This is a genomic window from Agromyces soli, from assembly GCF_022811605.1.
Lineage (GTDB): Bacteria > Actinomycetota > Actinomycetes > Actinomycetales > Microbacteriaceae > Agromyces > Agromyces soli.
The window spans coordinates 3,079,958-3,101,917 of the sequence record NZ_CP094533.1 but is presented as its reverse complement, the minus strand read 5'-3'; the positions used below and the strand labels follow the sequence as shown (position 1 = coordinate 3,101,917).

Below are 21,960 nucleotides of genomic sequence, written 5' to 3'. Positions count from 1 at the left end.
CGGTCAGTCCTGGGCGAGGATCGAGTAGAGCCGCCGGCGAGTGTCGTCGAGCTCGCGCACCGCCTGCTCGAGCTGCTCCGGCGTGCCGGTGCGGCCGAGCTGCGCGGCCGCCGAGGCGAGCTCGATGCCGGCCTTGGACAGCGCCGCGTGCGGGGCGGCGCCGCGGGTGCCCGACTCCCAGGGTGCGGGTCGATCGGCGCCCGCATCGGCTTCGGCGCGGCCGGCCTCCGTGAGGGAGTAGGTCTTGCGGCCGCGGAGCTCCTCGGCCGTGATCAGCCCCTCGTCGGCGAGCAGCTGCAAGGTCGGGTAGACCGAGCCGGCGCTGGGCTTCCAGCTGCCGCCGCTGCGCTCCTCGATCTCGCGGATGATCTGGTAGCCGTGCATCGGCTCCTCGGCGAGCAGGACGAGCACGGCCTGGCGCACGTCGCCGCGCGCCATGCGGGAGCCGCCGCCGCGCGGGTCGAGGGAGGAGCGCAACTGCGACATCGCCTCCCAGAGCATCTGGCCGGGGCCGTCGCCGGGGAACCCGGTGCCGCTGAAACCGCCGCTCGGGCGCTGTCCGTTCATGGTGACCTCCATGCTGAGCTACGAACGATACTCAACGATATATCGTTCGGCGCGGGGAGGGAAGGGGCCGCCTACTCGGTGGCGGCGTCAGCACCGGGCACGAAGCAGACGTCGCCCTCGCAGACCATGGCGCCGGGGGCGCCGGTCACCATCGTGAACGGCGAGGCGGATGCCTCGGCGGGCGCGCCGGCCGAGGCATCCGTCGCGGCCACCGCGGTCGAAGCGTCGGCCGCGGTCACGCGACCGCCCCGTCCCGCTCGCCGGCCACCTGGGTGAGCACCTGGCCGAAGACCTCGGCGGGCTGGGCGCCGGAGACGCCGTACTTGCCGTCGATGACGAAGAAGGGCACGCCGTTGATGCCGTACGCGCCCGCCTGGGCGATGTCGGCCTGGACGGCCGCGGCGAAACGACCGGACTCGAGGGCCTCGCGCGCGGCGTCGGCGTCGAGGCCCGCATCGGCGGCGAGCGCGACGAGCTCGTCGACGCGGCCGACATGCCGACCCTCGGTGAAGTAGGCGCGGAACAGGCGCTCCGCGAGCTCGAGCTGGCGGCCCTCGGACTTCGCGAAGTGCAGCAGCTCGTGCGCCTTGAGCGTCTTGGTGTGCTGGAGGGCGTCGAAGTCGTAGTCGAGGCCCGCGTTCGCGGCGACGCCGGTGACGTGCTGCAGCATCTGCTGCACCCGCTCGGCCGGCATGCCCTTGTGCTTCGCGAGGAAGTCGATCTCGCTGCCCTCGAAGTCGACGGGCGTGTCGGGGGCGAGTTCGAAGGAGTGGTACTCCACCTCGATCTCGGGGGCGTCATCGCCCAGGGCGGCGACGCCCGCTTCGAAGTGGCGCTTGCCGATGTAGCACCAGGGGCAGGCGATGTCGGACCAGATGTCGATCTTGATGGGAGTGCTCACATCGATGCGAACGCACGGACCGCGCGCGGCATTCCCGTTCGCCGCGGACGGTCCTTCTCGGCGAGCGCTACTCCGGGTCGCTGAGGTCCGCGACGGTCGCGCCGTACGCCGCGATGAGCGCGTCGGCGTCGACGAAGAGGCTGCGGCCGTGCTCGCCGGCCCCCATCGAGACGCGCCGGCCGGCGATCGTCTCGTCGGCGTACACCGGCCAGGCGGTGGTCGAGCCGAGCGGGGTGATCGTGCCGCGCTCGTAGCCGGTCGCGGCGAGCGCGAGCGAGGCGTCGGGCAGCTGCAGCTTGTTGACGCCGACGAGCGCCCGCAGCTTCGGCCAGCTGATCTTGCGGCCGCCGGGCACGAGGGCGAAGAGGTAGCTGCCGTCGCTGCGCTTGACGACGAGGGATTTGACGATCTCGCCGGGGGAGATGCCGAGCAGCTCGGCCGCCTCCTCGAGGCTTCGAGCGGCGGGGCGAGCGATGATCTCGATCTCGAGTCCGCGGGCGGCCGCGTCGGCTCGCACCCGCTCGACGCCGGAAAGGGGCGCGTCCGTCATCTCGTCCTCCACATCGCTCGATCCGGTTCGAATCCTACGCGCCGCGCGGGAACGGGCGGCCTGCGGACCGGGATCTGGAAGAATCGAAGGGATGTCAACGATCCCCGCCACCGTCACGCCGCTCACGATCGGCGCGCTCGAGCTCGACGTGCCCGTGGTGCTCGCCCCGATGGCGGGCATCACGAACACCGCGTTCCGCCGGCTCTGCCGCGAGTTCGGTGCCGGCCTCTACGTCTCCGAGATGATCACGAGCCGCGCGCTCGTCGAGCGCACGCCCGAGTCGATGCGGCTCATCACCCACCACGAGTCCGAGACGCCGCGGTCCATCCAGCTCTACGGCGTCGACCCGAAGACCGTGTCCGAGGCCGTGACGATGCTCGTCGCCGAGGACCGCGCCGACCACATCGACCTGAACTTCGGCTGCCCGGTGCCGAAGGTCACCCGCAAGGGCGGCGGCGCCGCCCTGCCGTGGAAGAACGGGCTGTTCCGCGACATCGTCGAGGGCGCAGTGCGGGCCGCGGGCGACATCCCGCTCACGATCAAGATGCGCAAGGGCATCGACGCCGATCACCTGACCTACCTCGAGGCGGGGCGCATCGCCGAGGGCGCAGGCGTCGCCTCGATCGCGCTGCACGCGCGCACCGCGGCCGAGTTCTACTCGGGGCACGCCGACTGGTCGGCGATCACGAAGCTGAAAGAGACGGTCACCTCGGTGCCCGTGCTCGGCAACGGCGACATCTGGTCGGCCGACGATGCGCTGCGCATGGTCGCCGAGACGGGGTGCGACGGCGTCGTCGTCGGTCGCGGATGCCTCGGCCGCCCCTGGCTGTTCGGCGATCTCGCGGCGGGGTTCCGGGGCCAGCTGGCCGACGGCACGGCGAGCCTCTTCCAGCCGAGCCTCGGCCAGGTCGCGCAGACCTTCCGCCGGCACGCGGAGCTGCTCGCCGAGTTCTTCGACAGCGAGGAGCGCGGCTGCCGCGACATCCGCAAGCACGTCGCCTGGTACTTCAAGGGCTACCCGGTCGGCGGCGAGCTGCGCGCCCGGCTCGCCACCGTCGAGTCGCTGCAGATGCTCGACGACCTGCTCGGCACGCTCGACTGGTCGATGCCGTACCCGGGCGAGGGGGCGGAGGGCCCGCGCGGTCGCGCCGGCACCCCGAAGAACCCCGCCCTGCCCGACGGCTGGCTCGACTCGCAGGAGCTCGCCGGGCACGACCGCGTGACGCTCGTCGACGCCGAACTCGACACGAGCGGCGGCTGAGCGTGACGATCCCGGCCTTCGGCGACCGCCTCTTCGGCGGCGCAGAGCTGCTCGGCGATGCCGGGCTCTTCGGCGGCTACGGCGAGGTCGACGCCGAGCGGCTGCTGCCCGAGCAGCACTCCTCGCGCCGCAGCGACTTCGCCCGCGATCGGGCGCGCCTGCTGCACTCGAGCGCGCTGCGCCGGCTCGCGGCGAAGACCCAGGTGCTGAGCCCCACCGCCGGCCTCGACTTCGCGCGCAACCGGCTGACCCACTCGCTCGAGGTCGCCCAGATCGGTCGCGAGCTCGCCGCCAACCTCGCCCTCGATCCCGACGTCGTCGACACGGCGTGCCTCGCGCACGACCTCGGGCATCCGCCCTTCGGACACAACGGCGAGAAGGCGCTGAACGCCTGGTCGGCCGACATCGGCGGTTTCGAGGGCAACGCGCAGACGCTGCGCATCCTCACCAGGCTCGAGCCGAAGGTGTTCGACGCCGACGGCCGCAGCTACGGGCTGAATCTCACCCGGGCGAGCCTCGACGCGAGCTGCAAGTACCCCTGGCCCGAGGAGCAGGGCGTCGCCGACCCGTCCGGGCGGCAGAAGTTCGGCTTCTACCACGACGACGTCGCGGTGTTCGAGTGGCTGCGGGCCGGGGCGCCCGAGCGGCGGCTCTGCATCGAGGCGCAGGTGATGGACCTCTCCGACGACATCGCCTACTCGGTGCACGACTTCGAGGACGCCGTCGTCAACGGCTACCTCGACGTCGAGGCGCTCGGCCGTCGCGTCGACCACGACGAGCTCGTCGCCTCGATGTACGAGTGGATCGGCGGACAGCACTCGCACGACGAGCTGATGGCGGCGTTCGACCGCCTCGACTCGCTCGACGTCTGGCTCGACACGTGGAGCGGCAGCCGGCTCGACCAGGCGCGGCTCAAGAACCTCACGAGCCAGCTCATCGGCCGGTTCGCGCACGCCGCGACCGAGGCCACCCGGGCGGCGTTCCCGGTGGCGAGCCTCATCCGCTTCGACGGCGACGTCGTGGTGCCCCGCGAGATCCAGGCCGAGATCGCCGTGCTCAAGGGCATCGTCGCGGCCTTCGTGATGTCCCGCAACACGCGGCAGCCGATCTACCGGCAGCAGCGCGAGGTGCTGACCTCGCTGGCCGACGTCCTCCTCGAGACTGGGGAGCAGCACCTCGACCCGGGCCTCGCCGAGGACTGGCGGGCCGCGGGCGACGACGCCGCGCGCAAGCGGGTCGTCGTCGATCAGGTGCAGAGCCTCACCGACCAGTCGGCGCTCGCCTGGCACGAGCGGCTCGTGCAGCGCTGACGCGCGGCGGCGGCGCGTCGGGAACGGGCCCCGGAGGGTCCGGCTGAGCATAGGATGTGAGCATGGCGGGCCGAATTCGACAGAGCGATGTCGAAGAGGTGAAATCCCGCACGAACATCGCCGACATCATCGGCGAGTACGTGAGTCTGAAGTCCGCCGGCGTCGGCTCCATGAAGGGCCTCTGCCCGTTCCACGACGAGCGCAGCCCTAGCTTCAACGTGCGCCCCGGGGTCGGTTTCTACCACTGCTTCGGCTGCGGCGAGTCGGGTGACGTCTACAGCTTCCTGCAGAAGATGGACCACGTCTCGTTCACCGAGGCCGTCGAGCGGCTCGCGGGACGCCTCGGCTACGAGCTGCACTACGAGGACGGCGGCCAGGCGAGCGACCACGGCAACCGGGCCCGGCTCCTCGCGGCGAACCAGGCGGCGGCGGAGTTCTTCGCCGAGCAGCTGCTGCAGCCCATCGCCGAGGTGGGCCGCCGGTTCCTCGGCGAGCGCGGATTCGACGCCGAGGCGGCCAAGCGCTTCGGCGTGGGCTTCGCACCGAAGAGCTGGGACGCTCTCACGAAGCACCTCCGGGGGCGCGGCTTCTCGACCGAGGAGCTCGCGGCGGCCGGGCTCGTCTCGCAGGGCGACCGCGGCGTCTACGACCGCTTCCGAGGCCGCCTCGTCTGGCCGATCCGCGACGTCACCGGGCAGACCGTGGGCTTCGGCGCCCGGCGGCTCCTCGAGGATGACAACGGCCCGAAGTACCTGAACACGCCCGAGACCGCGATCTACCACAAGGCGCAGGTGCTGTACGGGCTCGATCTCGCCAAGCGCGACATCTCCCGCTCGCAGCGCGTCGTCGTCGTCGAGGGCTACACCGACGTCATGGCCTGCCATCTGGCCGGGGTCACGACCGCGATCGCGACGTGCGGCACCGCGTTCGGCGTCGACCACATCAAGGTGCTCCGGCGCGTGCTCGGCGACGATTCCGGCGTGGGCGAGGTCGTGTTCACCTTCGACGGCGACGAGGCCGGGCAGAAGGCCGCGATGCGCGCCTTCGCCGAGGAGCAGCGCTTCGCCGCGCAGACCTTCGTCGCCGTCGCGCCCGACGGGCTCGACCCCTGCGACCTGCGGCTGGCCCGCGGCGATCACGCGGTGCGCACGCTCGTCGACACCAAGGTGCCGATGTTCGAGTTCGTGCTGCGCCAGATCGTCGCCCGCTACGACCTCGACACGGTCGAGGGCCGGGTGTCGGCGCTGCGCCAGTCCGCGCCGGTCGTCGCCGAGATTCGCGACCCCGCGCTGCGCCCCGGCTACTCGCGCGAGCTCGCGCGCATGCTCGGCATGGACCTCGGCGAGGTAGGCCGTGCGGTCAAGGCGGCGACGAGCCGCAGCCGCTCGGGGGAGCGCGACCGCGGCCAAGGGGAGCGGCGGGCGCCTGGGGCGAACGACGGCGGCCAGGTCGAGGCGCGGGCGGATGCCTCGGCGCGCCCGTTCTCGATCTCCGAGCTGCCCAACGATCCCTCGACGCGCCTCGAGCGCGAGGCGCTCCAGGCGATGCTGCAGTACCCGGGCTCCGCCGATCCCGCCCTGCTCGCGCACGCCGCGGAGGCGCGCTTCGAGAACCCCTCGCTCGCCGTCGTGCGCGACGGCATCGCCGCGGCCCTGGCGGGCGGCGTCGAGGCGATCACGGTCGACCGCGTCATCGGCCAGGTGCCGGCGCCCTTCGCGAGCATCGTGCAGCAGCTCGCGGTGCTGCCCGTCCCGCAGCGCAACGAGGCCGCGATCGCCGGCTGGGTGCGCGGCGTGCTCTCCTCGCTCGTCGATCGGGAGCTGCTGCGCCAGAAGGTCGAGCTGATGGGCCGGCTGACCCGGCTCGCCGCGGAGGACCGGGCGAGCTACGAGATGCTGCAGCGCGCCATCGTCGAGATCGACCGCGAACGGGTGGCCCTTCGCGCCGAGTGAGGCGGGCCATCCGTCCGCCCGCGCACTGACGCGCATCCCTTGCGTGCTTGGTTGCAGATCGGTAAACATTCCTCCGTCGCAGCTCCCCGCCGTGCATGTTTCCAGCCCCCGTGTGCTAGGTGTTGGGGATATCGAATCGCGGGCGAGCGCCGGACCGGGCGCTGGTCCGCGATGAACTCTGACAGGAAGAGGGACCCGGATATGACATCCGCATCCACTACCGCGCGTCGCGGCATCGTCGCCGTCGCCGGACTCTCGATCGCGGCGCTCGCGCTCGCGGGCTGCTCGGCCGGCGGTTCGAACGGCTCGGGCGGCGGTGACTCGATCACCATCGGCACGACCGACAAGATCACGACGCTCGACCCGGCCGGTTCGTACGACAACGGCTCGTTCGCCGTGATGAACCAGGTGTTCCCGTTCCTCATGAACACCCCCTACGGCAGCCCCGACGTCGAGCCCGACATCGCGGAGTCCGCGGAGTTCACCGCGCCGACCGAGTACACCGTGAAGCTGAAGCCGGGCCTGAAGTGGGCCAACGGCAACGACCTCACCTCCTCGGACGTGAAGTTCTCCTTCGACCGCCAGCTGAAGATCGCCGACGAGAACGGCCCGTCGTCGCTGCTCTACAACCTCGACTCCGTCGAGGCGGTCGACGACACCACCGTCGTCTTCCACCTGAAGAGCGAGAACGACCAGATCTTCCCGCAGATCCTCTCGAGCCCGGTGGGCCCGATCGTCGACGAGGACGTCTTCTCGGCCGACGCGCTGACCACCGACGACGAGATCGTCAAGGGCGAGGCCTTCGCCGGCCAGTACGTCATCACCAGCTACAAGATGAACGAGCTCATCTCGTACGCGGCGAACCCCGACTACGAGGGCATCCTCGGCGCCCCGAAGACCGACAAGGTCAACGTCAAGTACTACGCCGACTCGTCGAACCTCAAGCTCGACGTGCAGGAGGGCAACATCGACGTCGCGTTCCGGAGCCTCTCCGCCACCGACATCGACGACCTCAAGAAGAACGACAAGGTGAAGGTCGTCGACGGCCCCGGCGGCGAGATCCGCTACATCGTCTTCAACTTCAACACCCAGCCGTACGGTGCGACGACGCCCGAGGCCGACCCGGCCAAGGCGCTCGCCGTCCGCCAGGCGGTCGCGGACCTCATCGACCGCGACGAGATCGCCACGCAGGTCTACAAGGGCACCTACACCCCGCTGTACTCCTACGTTCCCGCGGGCCTCACCGGCCAGGTCGACGCGCTGAAGCCGCTCTACGGCGACGGCAACGGCGGCCCCGACGCGGACAAGGCGAAGGCGAGCCTCGAGGCCGCCGGCGTGACCGTCCCGGTCGAGCTGAACCTGCAGTACTCGAACGACCACTACGGCCCGTCCTCGGGCGACGAGTACGCGCTCATCAAGGACCAGCTCGAGGCATCCGGCCTCTTCAAGGTGAACCTGCAGACCACCGAGTGGGTGCAGTACTCGAAGGACCGCAGCTCGGACGTGTACCCGGCCTACCAGCTCGGCTGGTTCCCGGACTACTCGGACGCGGACAACTACCTCACGCCGTTCTTCCTGATCGAGAACTTCCTGGCGAACCACTACAACAACCAGGAGGTCAACGACCTCATCCTGCAGCAGGCGGTCACGGCCGACCCGGCCGAGCGCACCGCGCTCATCGAGCAGATCCAGGAGAAGGTGGCGGCCGACCTGTCGACCGTGCCGTACCTCCAGGGCGCGCAGGTCGCGGTCGTCGGAGCCGACGTGACGGGCGCCGAGGGCACCCTCGACGCGTCGTTCAAGTTCCGCTACGCCGCGCTGGCCAAGGGGTGATCCCCGACAGCCGGTAAGGTTTCCGAAGAACCGAACGGGCGGCCCGCCTCTTCCGAGGGCGGGCCGCCTTTCGTTCCGTCCCGACGATAGGCGAACATGAGCTCAACGACGACCGCGCCGCCGACCACCCCGGGTGGCGCCCCCCGACGCCAGGAGAGATCCTCAGGCGGAAGCAGCCTCGGCAGGTACATCGCGATGCGCGCCCTGCTGATCATCCCGACGGTCTTCATCCTCGTGACGGTGGTCTTCATCGTCATGCGGGCGACCGGCGACCCGATCACCGCGAAGCTCGGCGACAAGCTGCCGCCCGCGCAGCTCGCCGAGGCGATCCACAACGCCGGCTACGACCGGCCCTGGATCGTGCAGTACGTGGAGTACCTCGGCCAGATCTTCACCGGCAACTTCGGCACCACCGGCGACAACCGGCCGGTCGTCGAGATCCTCGTGACCTACGGCACCGCCACCCTCGAGCTTGCGTTCTACGCGCTCGTCGTGGCCTTCATCGTCGGCATCCCGCTCGGCATGGTCGCCGCCTACGTGCGCGACCGCTGGGGCGACGCGGTGCTGCGCGTGTTCGCAATCCTCTGCTACGCCACCCCGGTGTTCTTCGCCGGCATGCTCCTGAAGCTCGTCTTCTCGGTCTGGCTCGGCGTGCTGCCGGTCGCCGGCCGCGCGTCGACCGGCTCGGAGCTCGAGATGCAGTTCCTGCCGTTCAGCACCGGCATCTACACCATCGACGCGTTCCTGACGGGCGATCCGGCCGTCATCGGCGACGTGCTCCGGCACGCCGTGCTCCCGGCGATCGCGCTCGGCCTGCTCACCGCGGGCGTCTTCCTGCGGCTCGTGCGCACGAACGTGATCGGCACGCTGTCGACCGACTACGTCGACGCGGCCCGCTCGCGGGGCGTCGCCGAGCGCCGACTCGTGACGAAGCACGCCTACCGGCCCGCGCTCATCCCGATCGTGACGGTCATCGGCCTGCAGATCGCGCTGCTGCTCGGCGGGGCGGTGCTGACTGAGACGACCTTCGAGTGGAAGGGGCTCGGCTTCATGCTCGCCGAGTTCCTGAAAGCCCGCGACTTCGCGGCCGTGCAGGGCATCGTCGCCATGCTCGCCGTCATCGTCGCGCTCACCAACTTCGTCGTCGACATCATCGCGGCGCTCATCGACCCGAGGGTGAGGTACTGAGATGACCGCCACCACCGCCACTTCCGCGACCGCTGGCGCCGTGCCGAAGCGCCGGCTGCGCGACCGCCTGCCGGTCGTGCACCAGCTACGCCAGAGCGTCGGCCTGCAGCGCGGCATGCTCGTCGCCGGTCTCGTCATCACGGGGCTGTTCATCCTGACCGCGATCTTCGCGCCGCTGCTCGCGCCCTACGGCTTCGCTCAGCTCCGCGGCGAGGACGGCGCCTTCGGCAGCCAGCAGGCCCCCTCGGCCGAGCACCCCTTCGGCACCACCGTCGGCGGCTACGACGTGCTGTCCCGAGTGATCTGGGGCGCGCAGACCGCGCTGCTCGTGATCATCGTCGCCGTGATCGCCTCGATCATCGCCGGCGTGCTGCTCGGCCTCGTCTCCGGCTACTTCGGCGGCTGGTTCGACCGGGTGCTCGTCGTCGTCTGCGACGCGATCTACGCCTTCCCCTCGCTGCTGCTCGCGATCGCGCTGTCGATCATGATCTCCGGCGGCCAGTCGAGCCTGTGGGGCGGCATCCTCGCCGCGGCGCTCTCGATCACCGTCGTGTTCATCCCGCAGTACTTCCGGGTGATCCGGGCGGAGACCGTGCGGATCAAGGCGGAGGCCTACGTCGAGTCGGCGAAGGTGCTGGGCGCGTCGAACGGCCGGATCATGTTCCGGCACGTGCTGCGCAACGCCACCCGCACGCTGCCGCTCATCTTCACGCTGAACTCCTCGGAGGCGATCCTCACGCTCGCGGGCCTCGGCTTCCTCGGCTTCGGCATCGAGCCGACGGCCGCCGCCGAGTGGGGCTACGACCTCAACAAGGCGCTCTCGGACGTCACGAGCGGCATCTGGTGGACCTCGCTCTACCCGGGTCTCGCCATCGTCCTCGCGGTGCTCGGCATCACGCTCGTCGGCGAGAGCCTGAACGACCTGGCCGACCCGCGCCTGCGCGGTCGCCGCCGCGTCGCGCAGGCCGCCGGCCAGGTCGCCGAGACCTCGGTCGTCCCCGGCGGCACCCTCTCGGCCGGACCCGGGGGCCTCGACGGCCTCGAGAACGGCGAATCGTTCGACGAGCACGGAATCGAGGTCAAGCGATGAGCACGGTCGTCGAGATCAAGAACCTGGGCGTCTCGTTCGCCACCGACGCGGGCGCGGTGAAGGCGGTCGACGACGTCTCGCTCGAGGTCGCCCGCGGCGAGGTGCTCGCCATCGTCGGCGAGTCCGGCAGCGGCAAGACCGTCACCGCCAAGACCATCCTCGGGCTGCTGCCGGAGACGGCGACCACGAGCGGCGCCGTGCTCCTGTCGAACCGGGAGGGCACGCGCGAGAGAGACGTCATCTCGCTCGGGAAGCAGCAGCTGCGCGACATCCGCGGCACCGATGTCGCCATGGTGTTCCAGGAGCCCTCGACGGCGCTGAACCCCGTGTACACGGTGGGCTGGCAGATCATGGAGGGGCTCCGCGCCCACGGCGAGGTCTCGAAGAAGGAGGCGCGCCGCAGGGCGATCGAGATGCTCGGCCGGGTCGGCATCCCCGACCCCGAGGAGCGCATCGACCACTTCCCGCACCAGTTCTCCGGCGGGCAGAAGCAGCGCATCGTGATCGCGATGGCGCTCGTGCTCGACCCCGGTCTCATCGTCGCCGACGAGCCGACGACCGCGCTCGACGTGACCGTGCAGGCCGAGATCCTCGACCTGCTGCGGCGCTGCCGCGACGAGTTCGGCACGGCGATCGTGCTCATCACGCACAACATGGGCGTCGTCGCCGATCTCGCCGACCGCGTCGCGGTGATGTACCAGGGCAAGCTCGTCGAGCAGGCGCCCGTGCGCGAGCTGTTCGCCGCGCCGCAGGCCGACTACACGAAGGCGCTGCTGGCCGCGGTGCCGCACGTGGGCCACGGCACGGCGCGCGCCGCCGAGCGCGTCGCCGCCCGCGCCGAGGGCTGGGCGGGCGCCGCGCCCGTCGTCGAGGCCCGCGGGCTCGAGATCGTCTACCCCGGCCGGTTCGGCCGGCCCGGCTTCCGCGCGGTCGACGGCGTCGATCTCGTCATCCGCCCGGGGGAGGTGCTCGGCCTCGTCGGCGAGTCCGGCTCGGGCAAGACGACGATCGGCCGCGCGATCGCGGGGCTCACCAAGGTGACCGGTGGATCGCTGCAGGTGCTCGGCCACGAGATGAACGGCATCCGCGAGCGCGACTTCCGCCCCACGCGGAGCCGGATCGGCTTCGTCTTCCAGGACCCGGCGTCGAGCTTCAACCCGCTGCTCACCATCGCCGAGTGCGTCGCCGAACCGCTCGTGATCCACGGGCGCGCGGCGGACGCCGCGGAGGCTCGGGGGCGCGTCGACGAACTGCTCGAGGCGGTGCAGCTGCCGCGCGCGTACGGCGACCGCTACCCGCACGAGCTCTCCGGCGGCCAGCGCCAGCGCGCGAGCCTCGCCCGCTCGCTCGCCCTCGAGCCCGAGCTCCTCATCGCCGACGAGCCGACGAGCGCGCTCGACGTGTCGGTGCAGGCGCGCGTGCTCGAGCTGTTCCGGGAGCTGCAGCAGGAGTTCGGCTTCGCGTCGCTGTTCATCAGCCACGACCTCGCCGTCGTCGATCTGCTCGCCGACCGCATCGCGGTGCTCTACCACGGCGAGCTCGTCGAGGAGGGCACCGGCGCCGAGGTGCTCGGGGCGCCGAGCGACCCGTACACGAAGCGCCTGCTCGCCTCGCTGCCCGTGCCCGACCCGGTCGAGCAGGCCGAGCGCCGGGCGGAGCTCCGTCGTCTCCGGGAGGCCCGCTGAGGATGCGCAACGCGGCACACACGAACCCCGTCGTCCTCAGCGACCTCTCGGTCGAGTACCCGGCGAAGGGTCCGAGCCCCGCGCACGTCGCGGTGCACGGGCTCTCCTTCTCGCTCGCGCCGGGGGAGGTGCTCGGGATCCTCGGCAGCGCCGGCAGCGGCAAGTCCACGCTCGCGCGGGTGCTGTCGGGGTCGTTCCTCGATCAGCGGGCCGGCGACGGCCAGCCGGTGATCACGGGCGGCGACGCGACGGTGCTCGGCCACGGGCTGCGCAAGCTCCCCAGGCGCAAGCAGGCGGCGTTCTCGCTGCACGTCGGCTATCTCGCCCAAGGGGCCGCCGATTCGCTGCCGGCCGACCGATCGGTGCGCGAGATCGTGGCGGAGCCCATCCTGGAGCGGGACCAGCACTACAACGCGCGGGCGCTCGCGACGCGGGTGGCGACGATGGTCGACTCGGTGCGGCTGCCGCTCGGCTTCCTCGACAAGTACCCGTACGAGCTCTCCGCCGGGCAGCGGCAGCGGGTGGCGCTCGCCAGGGCGCTCGTGCTCGAGCCCACGCTGCTGATCGCCGACGAGCCGACCGCCGGCATCGACCTGACGGTGCGGGACTCCGTCGCGCAGCTCGTGAACGAGCTGCGACAGGGGCACACGTTCTCGGCGATCGTGATCACCCACGATCTGCCGGTGCTGCGACGCATCGCCGACCGGATCGCCGTGCTCGACCACGGCGCGCTCGTCGCCCTCGGCACGATCGACGAGGTGCTCTCCGACCCGCGGCATCCGTACGTCCGCGCCCTCGCGGGTGCGCTCGACGGCGGGCACGCCGTCATCGAAGACCTCGAACCGCCGCTCGCATGAGTCCGCTCGGGGATGGCGCGCGGCATCGTCCGGTGCGCGGGGCCGCCGACGCGGCGCCGCGACAGGCGGCCGAGGCGGGGGAGCGTCCCGTGCCCGGTCCGATCGCGGTGCTTCCGGATGCCTCGGCGGAGCTTCGCGCCGCGGTCGAATCCGCCGGCGGGCGGCTCGCGCCGCTCGGGGACGACACCCGGGGACTCGTGTGGACCGCGAACGACGGCGCCGCGGAACTCGCGGCGATCCTGCGCGAACGGCCCGGCATCGGCTGGGTGCAGCTGCCGTGGGCGGGCGTCGACGCCTTCGCCGAGCTGCTCGCCGGTGCCCGCGGCGACGGCCGCACGTGGACGAGCGGCAAGGGAGCCTACGCACAGCCCGTCGCCGAGCACGCGCTCGCCCTCGCACTCGCCCTGCTCCGGGAGCTGCCGCGGCGCGCTGCGGCGAGCTCGTGGGAGCCCGACGAACGCGGACGCAGCCTCTACGGTGCGGAGATCGTGGTGCTCGGCGCCGGCGGCGTCGCCGTCGAGCTGCTGCGGCTGCTGGAGCCGTTCCGCGTGCGCGCCACGGTCGTGCGCCGCCGCGACGGCGCGGTGCCCGGTGCGGCGCGCACCGTGCCGGTGGCACAGCTCGCCGAGGCCGCGCGGGGTGCGGAGCTGCTGTTCGTCGCCGCGGCGCTGACCGACGACTCGCGGGGGATCGTGGATGCCGAGGTGCTCGCCGCGCTCGCCCCGGGCGCCGTCGTGGTGAACGTCGGCCGCGGGGCGGTCATCGACACGGCGGCGCTCGTCGCCGCCCTGGAATCGGGTGCACTCGGCGGTGCCGGGCTCGACGTGACCGATCCGGAGCCGTTGCCGGCGGGCCATCCGCTCTGGGCGTTCGAGCAGTGCCTGATCACGCCGCACGTCGCCGATACCGAGGAGATGACGGCGCCGCTCTACGCCGACCGCGTCGCCGAGAACGTGCGCGCCTTCCTCGGCGACGGACCGTTCGTCGGCCGGATCGACCTCGAGCACGGCTACTGAGTGGCGAGCTTCGCTCGGATTGGGAGAGTGGGCGCGGCTTTGCTAGAGTAGTCGTCGCTGAACAAGCGATCCTCCATAGCTCAATTGGCAGAGCAATCGGCTGTTAACCGATAGGTTCTTGGTTCGAGTCCAAGTGGGGGAGCATCTGCGGCCCGGCCTCTTCGGAGGCCGGGCCGTTTTTCTTGTTCCAGCCCGCGCTCATTCGCCCTGGACCGACCGCCGTCTCGGCGGGTACGGTCCTCATGAGGAGGCACCATGGCTGAGGAACCGATCGAACCCGCGCTGGATCTGGCCATCGAGCGGGCGCTCGAGGCGGCGAATCTGCGTTCCGGCGATGCACTGAGCGGGGTGACGGCGGGCGTCGCCGAGCAGCCCGAGCCATCCGCCGCCGAGAGCGGCGACGCGGGCGGCGACGGGGACTGATCACGCGGCGCTCAGCGGTCCCGTCGAGACCGCTCAGTGGCGGAAAAGGCTCAGAGCCCGAGTTGCGCGATCGTGTGCTCGACCACGTGCTCCGGGGTGCCCTGCACGTCGATGACGAGGCCGGATTCGCCGGCTGCGAGCGGTTCGAGCGTCTCGAACTGCGAGTCGAGCAGCGTCGACGGCATGAAGTGGCCGGTGCGCTGTCCGAGCCGCTCGGCGATGAGCTCGCGGGGTCCCGTGAGGTGCAGGAAGACGACGTCGGGACGCGCCAGCCGCTCGCGGTAGGCGCGCTTGAGCGCCGAGCAGGTGATCACGGCCGGGCGGTCGGCGTCGAGGTGCGCGTCGATCCAGTCCGCGATCCGGTCCAACCATGGCTCGCGGTCGTCGTCGCTCAGCGGGGTTCCGCTCGCCATCTTGGCGACGTTCGCGTCCGGATGCAGCCGGTCGCCCTCCTGGAAGTCCCAGCCCAGCCGCTGCGCGATGAGTTCGGCGAACGTGGTCTTGCCGCTTCCCGAGACGCCCATGACGACGAGCACGGGACCGCGCCCCGTGCGGGCCGAGCCTGCGTCGGACGAAGGGTGTGGCGCGAGGTTGATGATTCTCCCTTCCGGCCGCGAGGCCGGGGATCTACTGCTGGTGGGACGATGCGCGGCGCCGACTGCGGCGCGACGACGCTACCCCCGCTCGAAGACGACCGCACCCCGCGCGAGAGTGGTGTCCACCTGCACGGCGTGCAGCTCGGCATCCGGCACCTCGCGCAGCTCGGTGTCGAGGAGCACGAGATCCGCGAGCAGGCCGGGTTCGATGCGGCCGCGCAGCTCGTCCTGACGCACCGCGTGCGCTGCGCCGCTCGTGGCCGCACGCAGCGCGGAATCGCGCGACAGAGCTTCGTGCGGCAGGAACGGCTCGGTGGAGTCGCCCGGGTAGCTGCGGTTCACGGCGACGTGGATCCAGTCGAAGGGGCTCGGCGTGGTCACGGGCCAGTCGGAGCCGAAGGCGAGCGGCACCCCGGCGAGCTCGAGCGAGCGGAAGGCGTAGTGATGGTCGTGCAGCGAGGCGTCGAGGAAGGGCAGCGTCATCTCGACCATCTGCGCGTCGGCCTGCGCCCAGTAGGGCTGCACGTTCGCGATCACCCCGGCGTCCGCCATGCGCGAGATCAGCCCGGGATTGAGCAGCTGCAGGTGCGCGAGCTGATGCCGGCGGTCGCGCACGGGATTCTGCCGCTGCGCGGCCTCGATCATCGTGAGCACCTCGTCCGTCGCCCGATCGCCGATGACGTGCGCGTGCAGGTCGAAGCCGGCCCGATCGAGCTCGACGACGACGGGGGCGAGCTCCACGGGGTCGAAGAAGGTGATGCCGCGGTTGGGCTCCGCCGCCGAGCAGTGCTGCCCCGACGGGTCGAGGTAGGGCACCGAGACGGCGCCGGTGAGGGTCTCGCAGACGCCGTCGTACATGATCTTCACGCCGCTGGCGCGGAACCGCTCGTCGCCGGCGAAGGCCGCGCGGCGCGCGATGAGCTCGTCGAGGGCGCCCGCGGGGTCGGTGCGGGGCAGCCAGAGGTTCCCGGTGACCTGCCCGAGCAGGGCGCCCGAGTCGATCGCCCGGCGATAGCTGCGCTCGACGTCGGTGGTCGGCACGAAGTCGCCGACGATGGCCTCCTGCCAGCCCGTGATGCCGAGGGAGAAGAACCGCTGCTGGCCGGCGAGCAGGCCGGCGAAGCGCGTCTCCTCGTCGAGCGGCGGGATGAGTTCGGCCACGAGCAGCATGGCGCCCTCGTGCAGCAGGCCGCTCGGGGCGCCGGACGCGTCGCGCTCGATGCGTCCGCCATCCGGATCCGGGGTGCCCGCGGTGATGCCGGCCCGACGCAGCGCGGCGGAGTTGACCCAGGCGCTGTGGCCGTCCTTGTTCGAGAGGTAGGCCGGGCGCTCGCCGGTCAGCCGGTCGAGCTCGACGAGCATCATGGCGGTGTCGGCGAAGTGGTCGAGCGACCAGCCCCGACCGACGATCCACGGCTCGTCCGGCATGCGCCGACAGTAGTCGTCGATGAGCTCGAGCGCATGGGCGCGCGAGCGGCTCGACGAGAGGTCGCAGCGGGCGAGCTCGATGCCGGACTCCACGAGGTGCACGTGGGCGTCGGTGAAACCGGGCAGCAGGCTGCGCCCGGCCGCGTCGAGCACCTCGCCGGGGGCGGAGCCGAGCTCCGCCATCGGCACCACCCGGGCGATGCGCTCGCCTTCGACGGTGACGGCGTGCCGCCGTGCGCCGCCGTCGAGGAGCGGCAGCGTGCAGTCGACGATCGTCAGCTTCGCGGTCATCGGATGATCCTTCCAGGCGTCGTCATTCGGAGCCGACCAGCGCGCGAGCCGTGCTCGACGCCGATCCTCCTCGGGCGAGGACCGCTGCCGCCAGGGCGAGCAGCGCGAGGGTGGCGATCAGCATCACGGCGGCCATCGCGGCGAGCTCCGGGCGCAGGCCGGATCGCAGCGAGCTCAGCACGTACACCGGCCAGGGCGTGTTGCCCGTGGTCTGCACGAACGCGGAGATGATCGTGTTGTCGAGGCTGAGGGTGAAGGCCATCAGCGCACCGGCGCCGATCGCGGGCGCGAGCTGCGGCAGCAGGATCTGCCGGAAGCTGTTCCAGCGAGAGGCGTAGAGGTCCTCGGCGGCCTCGGTGAGCGCCGGGTCGAGGGCCCGCACCCGGCCGCGCACCAGGAAGGACACCACGGCCGTCGCGAAGAGCGAGTGGCCGATCGCGAGTCGGAGGATGCCGTCGTTGAGCGGGGCGATGCCCCAGTCCACGCTGAGCGAGGTGAGCCAGGGCATCAGCGAGACGGCCTGCACGATCTCGGGGGTGACCAGCACGAGGGCGAGCACGCCGACGATCACCGAGACGACGGTGCCCGTGCGGACGCCGATGGCGACGCCCAGCGCCGAGCCGAGCAGCGTCGCGAACAGCGTCGCGACGACGCTCGAGCGGAGCGAGACGCCCACCGCGTGCAGGATGTCGGGGGAGCTGAACGCCGTCTGGTAGGCGTTCACCCCGAAGCCCTCCCACGCGCCGAGCAGACGTCCCGAGTTGAACGAGTACACGAGGATCACGAGGAGGGGGGCGAAGAGGAAGAGCAGCACCAGGATCCCGAAGATCCGCAGCGACAGGTTCGTGGCGCGGTCGCGCGTCGTGCCCGTCATGCCGGCACCTCCGTCCCGGTGCGGGCGGGCGTCGCCCCGGCCGCGGTTCGTTCGATCGGCAGCCGGCGGCGGGCCCGGAGGATCGCGCCGCAGACGATGCCGACGGCGCCCACGAGCACGACGCTGAGCAAGGTGATCAGGATCAGGGTCACGCTCATCGCGGAGCCGAGCGCCCAGTTCTGCCCCTGCTGGAACTGGCCGGCGATCATCTGCCCGACCATGTTGCCCTTCGCGCCGCCGAGTACCTGGGCGGTGATGTAGTCGCCCATGAGCGGGATGAAGACGAGCACGACGCCGCCGACGATGCCGGGGGCCGCGAGCGGCAGGGTCACCTGCCGGAACGTGCCCCAGCGCCCGGCGCCCAGGTCCTTGCTGGCCTCGCGCAGGGCCGGCGTGAGCCGTTCCATGGCGACGAAGATCGGCAGGATCATGAGGGGCAGGTAGTTGTAGACCACGCCGAGCTGCACCGCGCCCTTCGTGTAGAGCATCGAGAACGCGGCGTCCACGAGCCCGAGCTGCCGGAGCAGTACGGTCACCGGGCCCTCCGGTGCGAGCAGGATCTGCCAGCCGAGGGTGCGGATGAGGAAGTTCGTCCAGTACGGCACGAGCACGAGCGCGAGGACCACGTAGCGCCACTTCGGCGTCACCTTGACCGCGAGCCAGTAGGAGAAGGGCACGGCGATCAGCACGCAGATGAGCGTGCCGATCACCGCGATCTGCAGGGTGTTCGCGAAGGTGAGCAGGAACGCCCCGCTCAACGCCTCGCCGTAGCGGTCGAGCGAGAGCACGGAGTTGTCGTGCGTGCCGTAGAGGCCGGGCTTCTGCCCGAAGCTGTACCACACGACGACCAGGATCGGGACGATGAAGAAGACCAGCATCCAGATCCCGCCCGGCACCGCGAGCAGCGTGGAGGACCCGCGCGGCCCGCGCCCGGAGGTCCGTGTTCTCGCCATCCGGCTCATGCCCCCGCGCGCGCCTTCATCTCGGCGACGATCTCCATGCGGGTCTGCTGCGCGGCGTTGATCTGACCGGTGTACATGCGCTGCTTCTCCTCCTCGCTCGGGAAGATCATGCCGAGCAGTGGCGCGTCCGCGGCGGCGAGCTGGCTCTCGGCGGCGCCGATGCCGGTGCCGTAGCCGACGTACTCGGTGTTGCGCACGGCCTGCTCGAGGCCGAGCGAGTAGTCGATGAACTCGTAGGCCGCGTCGACGTTCTGGGCGCCCTTGACGATGGCCCAGTTGTCGGTCCAGAGGTTGGTGTCGGGCGTGGGCAGCACCCACTTCCAGCGGTCGGGGTCGGAGCTCGCCATGATGCCGCGCCGGGCCTCGCCGTTCCAGGTGTGCACGAGGGCCTGCGAGCCCTGCGGGATCGCCCCGCTGCCGGGCGCCGAGTCGAAGGCCGAGATGTGCTGGGCCAGCTCGTCGACGAGGAAGGTGCGGATCTTCGCGAGCTCGCCCTCGTCCTGGGTGCTCTGGTCCCAGCCGCGGGCGAAGCAGAGGATGGCGCAGATCTCGCCCGGGTCGTCCGCGAGCGAGGTGCGGCCGCTGGCCTCGTTCTTCGCCGCGTCGATGAAGTCGTCCCACGAGACGAGCTCGCGGGTGATCACGCGGGTGTCGTACGCGAAGCCGGTGGTGCCCCAGTACTTGGGCACCGTGTAGGTGTTGTCCGGGTCCCACGCCTGGCCGAGGAAGGCCGCGTCGACGTTGCCGAGGTTCTTGAGCCGGCTGAGGTCGAGCTTCTCGAGCAGCTCGTTCTCGGCCATCTGTGGCACGAAGACGCCGGTCGGGATGACGATGTCGTAGCCGCTCGTGCCGCGTGCGGCGACGAGCTTGGCGATCATCTCCTCGTTCGAGGAGTAGGAGTCGATCGCGACGCCAGGCGCGAAGCCCTTCAGGTTCTCGGGCGCGTCGTAGCCGGACCACGAGTAGACGCGCATCGTGCCGGAGCCGCCGCCCGATCCGGAGCCGCCGCCGTTCGCGCCGTCGGGCGCGCAGGCTGCGAGCGCGAGCGTCGCGCCGGCGCCGACGACGCCGGTGAGGAAGAGCCGGCGGGTGAATTCGCCCTCGCGGGAGCGCGGGACGAGGATCTTGGGGATGCGGTGCTCGGTCATGGTCGTGCGCTCCTTCGAGGTCAGGCTGCGGATGCCGCGGGGAAGACCGCGACGTGGTCGGGGGACCAGCTGGCGAGGATCCGCTCGCCGGGGCTGAAACGCTGGGGTTCGGTCACTCGGGCGGAGCGGGTCACCAGGGTGCGCCCGGAGGCGGCGCGGATCACGTACTGACGGCTGTCGCCGAGCGTGTTGACGGCCTCGACGACGCCGGCGCAGGCGTTCACCGGGATCTCCGCCGACTCGGGGCGGAGCGTGATCGCCTCCGGTCGGATCGCGACGGTGGCGGCGGGTCCGGCCGGGGGCGTCGAGGCGGGGAGGAACCGCACGCCGTCCGCGTCGACGAGCACACCCGAATCCGTGCGCACATCGTCGAAGAAGTTCTGCTGCCCGACGAAGCCGGCGACGAACCGGGTGGCCGGCCGCTCGTACACCGCCTCGGGCTCGTCGAGCTGTTCGATGCGGCCGCCGTTCATGATGGCGACGCGGTCGCTCATCGCAAGGGCCTCGCCCTGGTCGTGCGTCACGAACAGGAACGTCGTGCGAAGCCGGGTCTGGATGAGGCGCAGCTCGATCTGGACCTCTTCGCGAAGCTGGCGGTCGAGCGCGGCGAGCGGCTCGTCGAGGAGCAGCACGCGGGGGCGGTTGACGAGGGCGCGGGCGAGGGCGACGCGCTGCTGCTGCCCGCCCGAGAGCTGCGCGGGCTTGCGGTCGGCGAAGCGGTCCAGGCGCACGAGCTGCAGCGTCTCGGCGACGCGTTCGGCGATCTCGGCCTTGGCGACGCGGCGCTGGCGGAGTCCGTAGGCGACGTTGCCGGCCACGGTGAGGTGCGGGAAGAGCGCGTAGGACTGGAAGACCGTGTTGACCTCGCGCTTGTTCGCGGGCAGTCCGCCGATCTCCGCGCCGTCGAGCAGAATGCTGCCGCGGTCGGGCTGCTCGAAGCCGGCGATCATGCGCAGGGTGGTGGTCTTGCCGCATCCGGACGGGCCGAGCAGGGAGACGAACTCGCCGGGGCGGAGGATCAGGTCGAGCGAGTCGACGACGGTGCTGCCGCCGAACCGCTTGGTGATGCCTCGCAGTTCGAGGGTCGAACCGCCGCTCGCGTCCGTGCTCATCTCGTTCTCCCGTTGCGTCGTTGGAACTCAGGCCCTCGTGAGCGTCCAGCGGGGGAGCGATCAGTCCGGGGATTCTGATTATGGTTATATGTAGGTCATATTCCAAATCCGATCGAAACGGGTCCGACATTACTTCGTCACCGACAGTCCGAGATAATCGGGGGATGGATGCAGCGTCGCCCGGGTCATCTGCCCTTCACGAGCGAGTGATCGAGACGCTCGGCGCCGAGATCGTCTCCGGACGACTCGCGCCGGGCTCGCGCATCCTGACGACCGACGTCGCCGAGCGCTTCGGCGCGTCCCGCTCGGCGCTCCGCGAGGTCGTGCGGGTGCTCGAGTCGATGGGGCTCGTCGAGGTGCGGCGCCGTGCGGGTGTCGAGATCCTGCCGAGCGAACGCTGGAACCCGTACGACCCCCGGCTCATCCGCTGGCGCCTCGCCGGCCCGGAGCGGCTCGACGTGCTGCATGCGCTCTCGCAGTTGCGCAGCGGGGTGGAGCCGCTCGCGGCCGGTCTCGCCGCCCAGCACGCGACGGCCGAGCAGCGCGCCGCGATCTTCGCCGCGGTCTCGGGCATGGCGGAGCAGTCCCGCGAGGCCGACGGAGCGCCGTACCTCGACCACGACATCGCCTTCCACGCCGCGGTGCTGGATGCCTCGGGCAACCACTTCTTCGCCGCGCTCGGCCCGGTCATCGGCGAGGTGCTCCGCGGCCGGACCGCCCACGACCTCATGCCGCACGAGGCGAACCCCGCGGCCCTGCGCCTGCATCAGGAGGTGGCCTTCGCCGTCGCCGAGGGGCGCGCCGAGGATGCCTCGCGCGCCCTGGCCGCCATCGTGACCGAGGCGGACCGTGCCGTGCAGACGGTCGTCGCGGCGGCGAGCGGCCGGGACTGACGGCGCCGCGCGGCCGGCGCGGC

General features: G+C 71.3%; 21 protein-coding genes and 1 tRNA gene. 12 read left to right on the top strand and 10 right to left on the bottom strand.

Going from position 1 to position 21,960, the window contains the following annotated elements; translation table 11 throughout:
- Window positions 1-3 precede the first annotated feature (3 nt).
- The 4 genes from MTP13_RS14905 to MTP13_RS14890 form a co-directional block, all read right to left on the bottom strand.
- Window positions 4-567 carry a PadR family transcriptional regulator gene (locus MTP13_RS14905; RefSeq protein WP_424221783.1) on the bottom strand — a complete coding sequence of 188 codons (564 nt, stop codon included), beginning with the start codon at window positions 565-567 and terminating at the stop codon, window positions 4-6.
- A gap of 71 nt (window positions 568-638) precedes the next feature.
- Window positions 639-806 (bottom strand): hypothetical protein, encoded by a 168-nt coding sequence (locus tag MTP13_RS14900; protein ID WP_243568474.1) that lies wholly within the window; start codon window positions 804-806, stop codon window positions 639-641.
- The gene (locus MTP13_RS14895) at window positions 803-1,468 is read right to left on the bottom strand and encodes a DsbA family oxidoreductase (protein WP_243568473.1); all 666 of its coding nucleotides are present in this window, start codon (window positions 1,466-1,468) and stop codon (window positions 803-805) included. The genes MTP13_RS14900 and MTP13_RS14895 overlap by 4 nt, the downstream gene beginning before the upstream one ends.
- A 67-nt stretch (window positions 1,469-1,535) precedes the next feature.
- Entirely contained in the window at window positions 1,536-2,018 is a 483-nt protein-coding gene (locus MTP13_RS14890; RefSeq protein ID WP_243568472.1) for an aminoacyl-tRNA deacylase, read from the bottom strand.
- A 91-nt stretch (window positions 2,019-2,109) separates the two neighbouring features.
- Between MTP13_RS14890 and dusB the strand changes: the two genes are divergently transcribed.
- The 11 genes from dusB to MTP13_RS14835 all read left to right on the top strand — a co-directional run bounded on the left by dusB (window position 2,110) and on the right by MTP13_RS14835 (window position 14,633).
- Window positions 2,110-3,279 carry a tRNA dihydrouridine synthase DusB gene (gene dusB / locus MTP13_RS14885; RefSeq protein ID WP_243568471.1) on the top strand — a complete coding sequence of 390 codons (1,170 nt, stop codon included), beginning with the start codon at window positions 2,110-2,112 and terminating at the stop codon, window positions 3,277-3,279.
- Window positions 3,280-3,326: 47 nt separating this feature from the next.
- Window positions 3,327-4,589, top strand: coding sequence for a deoxyguanosinetriphosphate triphosphohydrolase (locus MTP13_RS14880; protein WP_243570850.1), 1,263 nt, complete (start codon window positions 3,327-3,329; stop codon window positions 4,587-4,589).
- A gap of 62 nt (window positions 4,590-4,651) precedes the next feature.
- On the top strand, window positions 4,652-6,541 hold the full coding sequence (gene dnaG, locus MTP13_RS14875; protein ID WP_243568470.1) for a DNA primase: 1,890 nt from the start codon (window positions 4,652-4,654) through the stop codon (window positions 6,539-6,541).
- Between the two features lie 201 nt (window positions 6,542-6,742).
- Window positions 6,743-8,374: an ABC transporter substrate-binding protein gene (locus tag MTP13_RS14870; protein WP_243568469.1), complete on the top strand. Its 1,632-nt coding sequence runs from the start codon at window positions 6,743-6,745 to the stop codon at window positions 8,372-8,374.
- 96 nt (window positions 8,375-8,470) lie between these two features.
- Complete coding sequence (locus MTP13_RS14865) at window positions 8,471-9,562, top strand: ABC transporter permease (RefSeq protein ID WP_243568468.1); 1,092 nt, start codon at window positions 8,471-8,473, stop codon at window positions 9,560-9,562.
- A gap of 1 nt (window position 9,563) precedes the next feature.
- Complete coding sequence (locus MTP13_RS14860) at window positions 9,564-10,652, top strand: ABC transporter permease (protein WP_243568467.1); 1,089 nt, start codon at window positions 9,564-9,566, stop codon at window positions 10,650-10,652.
- A complete protein-coding gene (locus tag MTP13_RS14855) occupies window positions 10,649-12,337 on the top strand; it encodes an ABC transporter ATP-binding protein (RefSeq protein WP_243568466.1) in 1,689 nt (562 codons plus the stop codon). Before MTP13_RS14860 ends, MTP13_RS14855 begins: the two co-directional genes overlap by 4 nt.
- A 2-nt stretch (window positions 12,338-12,339) precedes the next feature.
- On the top strand, window positions 12,340-13,194 hold the full coding sequence (locus MTP13_RS14850; protein WP_243568465.1) for an ATP-binding cassette domain-containing protein: 855 nt from the start codon (window positions 12,340-12,342) through the stop codon (window positions 13,192-13,194).
- Between the two features lie 89 nt (window positions 13,195-13,283).
- Window positions 13,284-14,210, top strand: coding sequence for an NAD(P)-dependent oxidoreductase (locus tag MTP13_RS14845; RefSeq protein ID WP_243568464.1), 927 nt, complete (start codon window positions 13,284-13,286; stop codon window positions 14,208-14,210).
- 69 nt (window positions 14,211-14,279) lie between these two features.
- Window positions 14,280-14,352: transfer RNA gene (locus MTP13_RS14840), tRNA-Asn, on the top strand.
- A 113-nt stretch (window positions 14,353-14,465) separates the two neighbouring features.
- The gene (locus MTP13_RS14835; RefSeq protein ID WP_243568463.1) at window positions 14,466-14,633 is read left to right on the top strand and encodes a hypothetical protein; all 168 of its coding nucleotides are present in this window, start codon (window positions 14,466-14,468) and stop codon (window positions 14,631-14,633) included.
- A gap of 50 nt (window positions 14,634-14,683) precedes the next feature.
- Here the strand turns inward: MTP13_RS14835 and MTP13_RS14830 are convergent, their stop codons facing one another.
- The 6 genes from MTP13_RS14830 to MTP13_RS14805 form a co-directional block, all read right to left on the bottom strand.
- Window positions 14,684-15,169 carry a gluconokinase gene (locus MTP13_RS14830; protein WP_243568462.1) on the bottom strand — a complete coding sequence of 162 codons (486 nt, stop codon included), beginning with the start codon at window positions 15,167-15,169 and terminating at the stop codon, window positions 14,684-14,686.
- A gap of 138 nt (window positions 15,170-15,307) precedes the next feature.
- A complete protein-coding gene (locus tag MTP13_RS14825) occupies window positions 15,308-16,948 on the bottom strand; it encodes an amidohydrolase (protein WP_243568461.1) in 1,641 nt (546 codons plus the stop codon).
- Window positions 16,949-16,970: 22 nt separating this feature from the next.
- Entirely contained in the window at window positions 16,971-17,822 is an 852-nt protein-coding gene (locus MTP13_RS14820; RefSeq protein WP_189086448.1) for an ABC transporter permease, read from the bottom strand.
- Window positions 17,819-18,775 carry an ABC transporter permease gene (locus tag MTP13_RS14815; protein ID WP_243568460.1) on the bottom strand — a complete coding sequence of 319 codons (957 nt, stop codon included), beginning with the start codon at window positions 18,773-18,775 and terminating at the stop codon, window positions 17,819-17,821. The genes MTP13_RS14820 and MTP13_RS14815 overlap by 4 nt, the downstream gene beginning before the upstream one ends.
- Window positions 18,776-18,780: 5 nt before the next feature.
- A complete protein-coding gene (locus tag MTP13_RS14810) occupies window positions 18,781-19,932 on the bottom strand; it encodes a polyamine ABC transporter substrate-binding protein (protein WP_243568459.1) in 1,152 nt (383 codons plus the stop codon).
- 20 nt (window positions 19,933-19,952) lie between these two features.
- A complete protein-coding gene (locus MTP13_RS14805; protein ID WP_243568458.1) occupies window positions 19,953-21,044 on the bottom strand; it encodes an ABC transporter ATP-binding protein in 1,092 nt (363 codons plus the stop codon).
- A gap of 206 nt (window positions 21,045-21,250) precedes the next feature.
- Between MTP13_RS14805 and MTP13_RS14800 the strand changes: the two genes are divergently transcribed.
- Window positions 21,251-21,937, top strand: coding sequence for a FadR/GntR family transcriptional regulator (locus MTP13_RS14800; protein WP_243568457.1), 687 nt, complete (start codon window positions 21,251-21,253; stop codon window positions 21,935-21,937).
- Window positions 21,938-21,960: the final 23 nt, after the last annotated feature.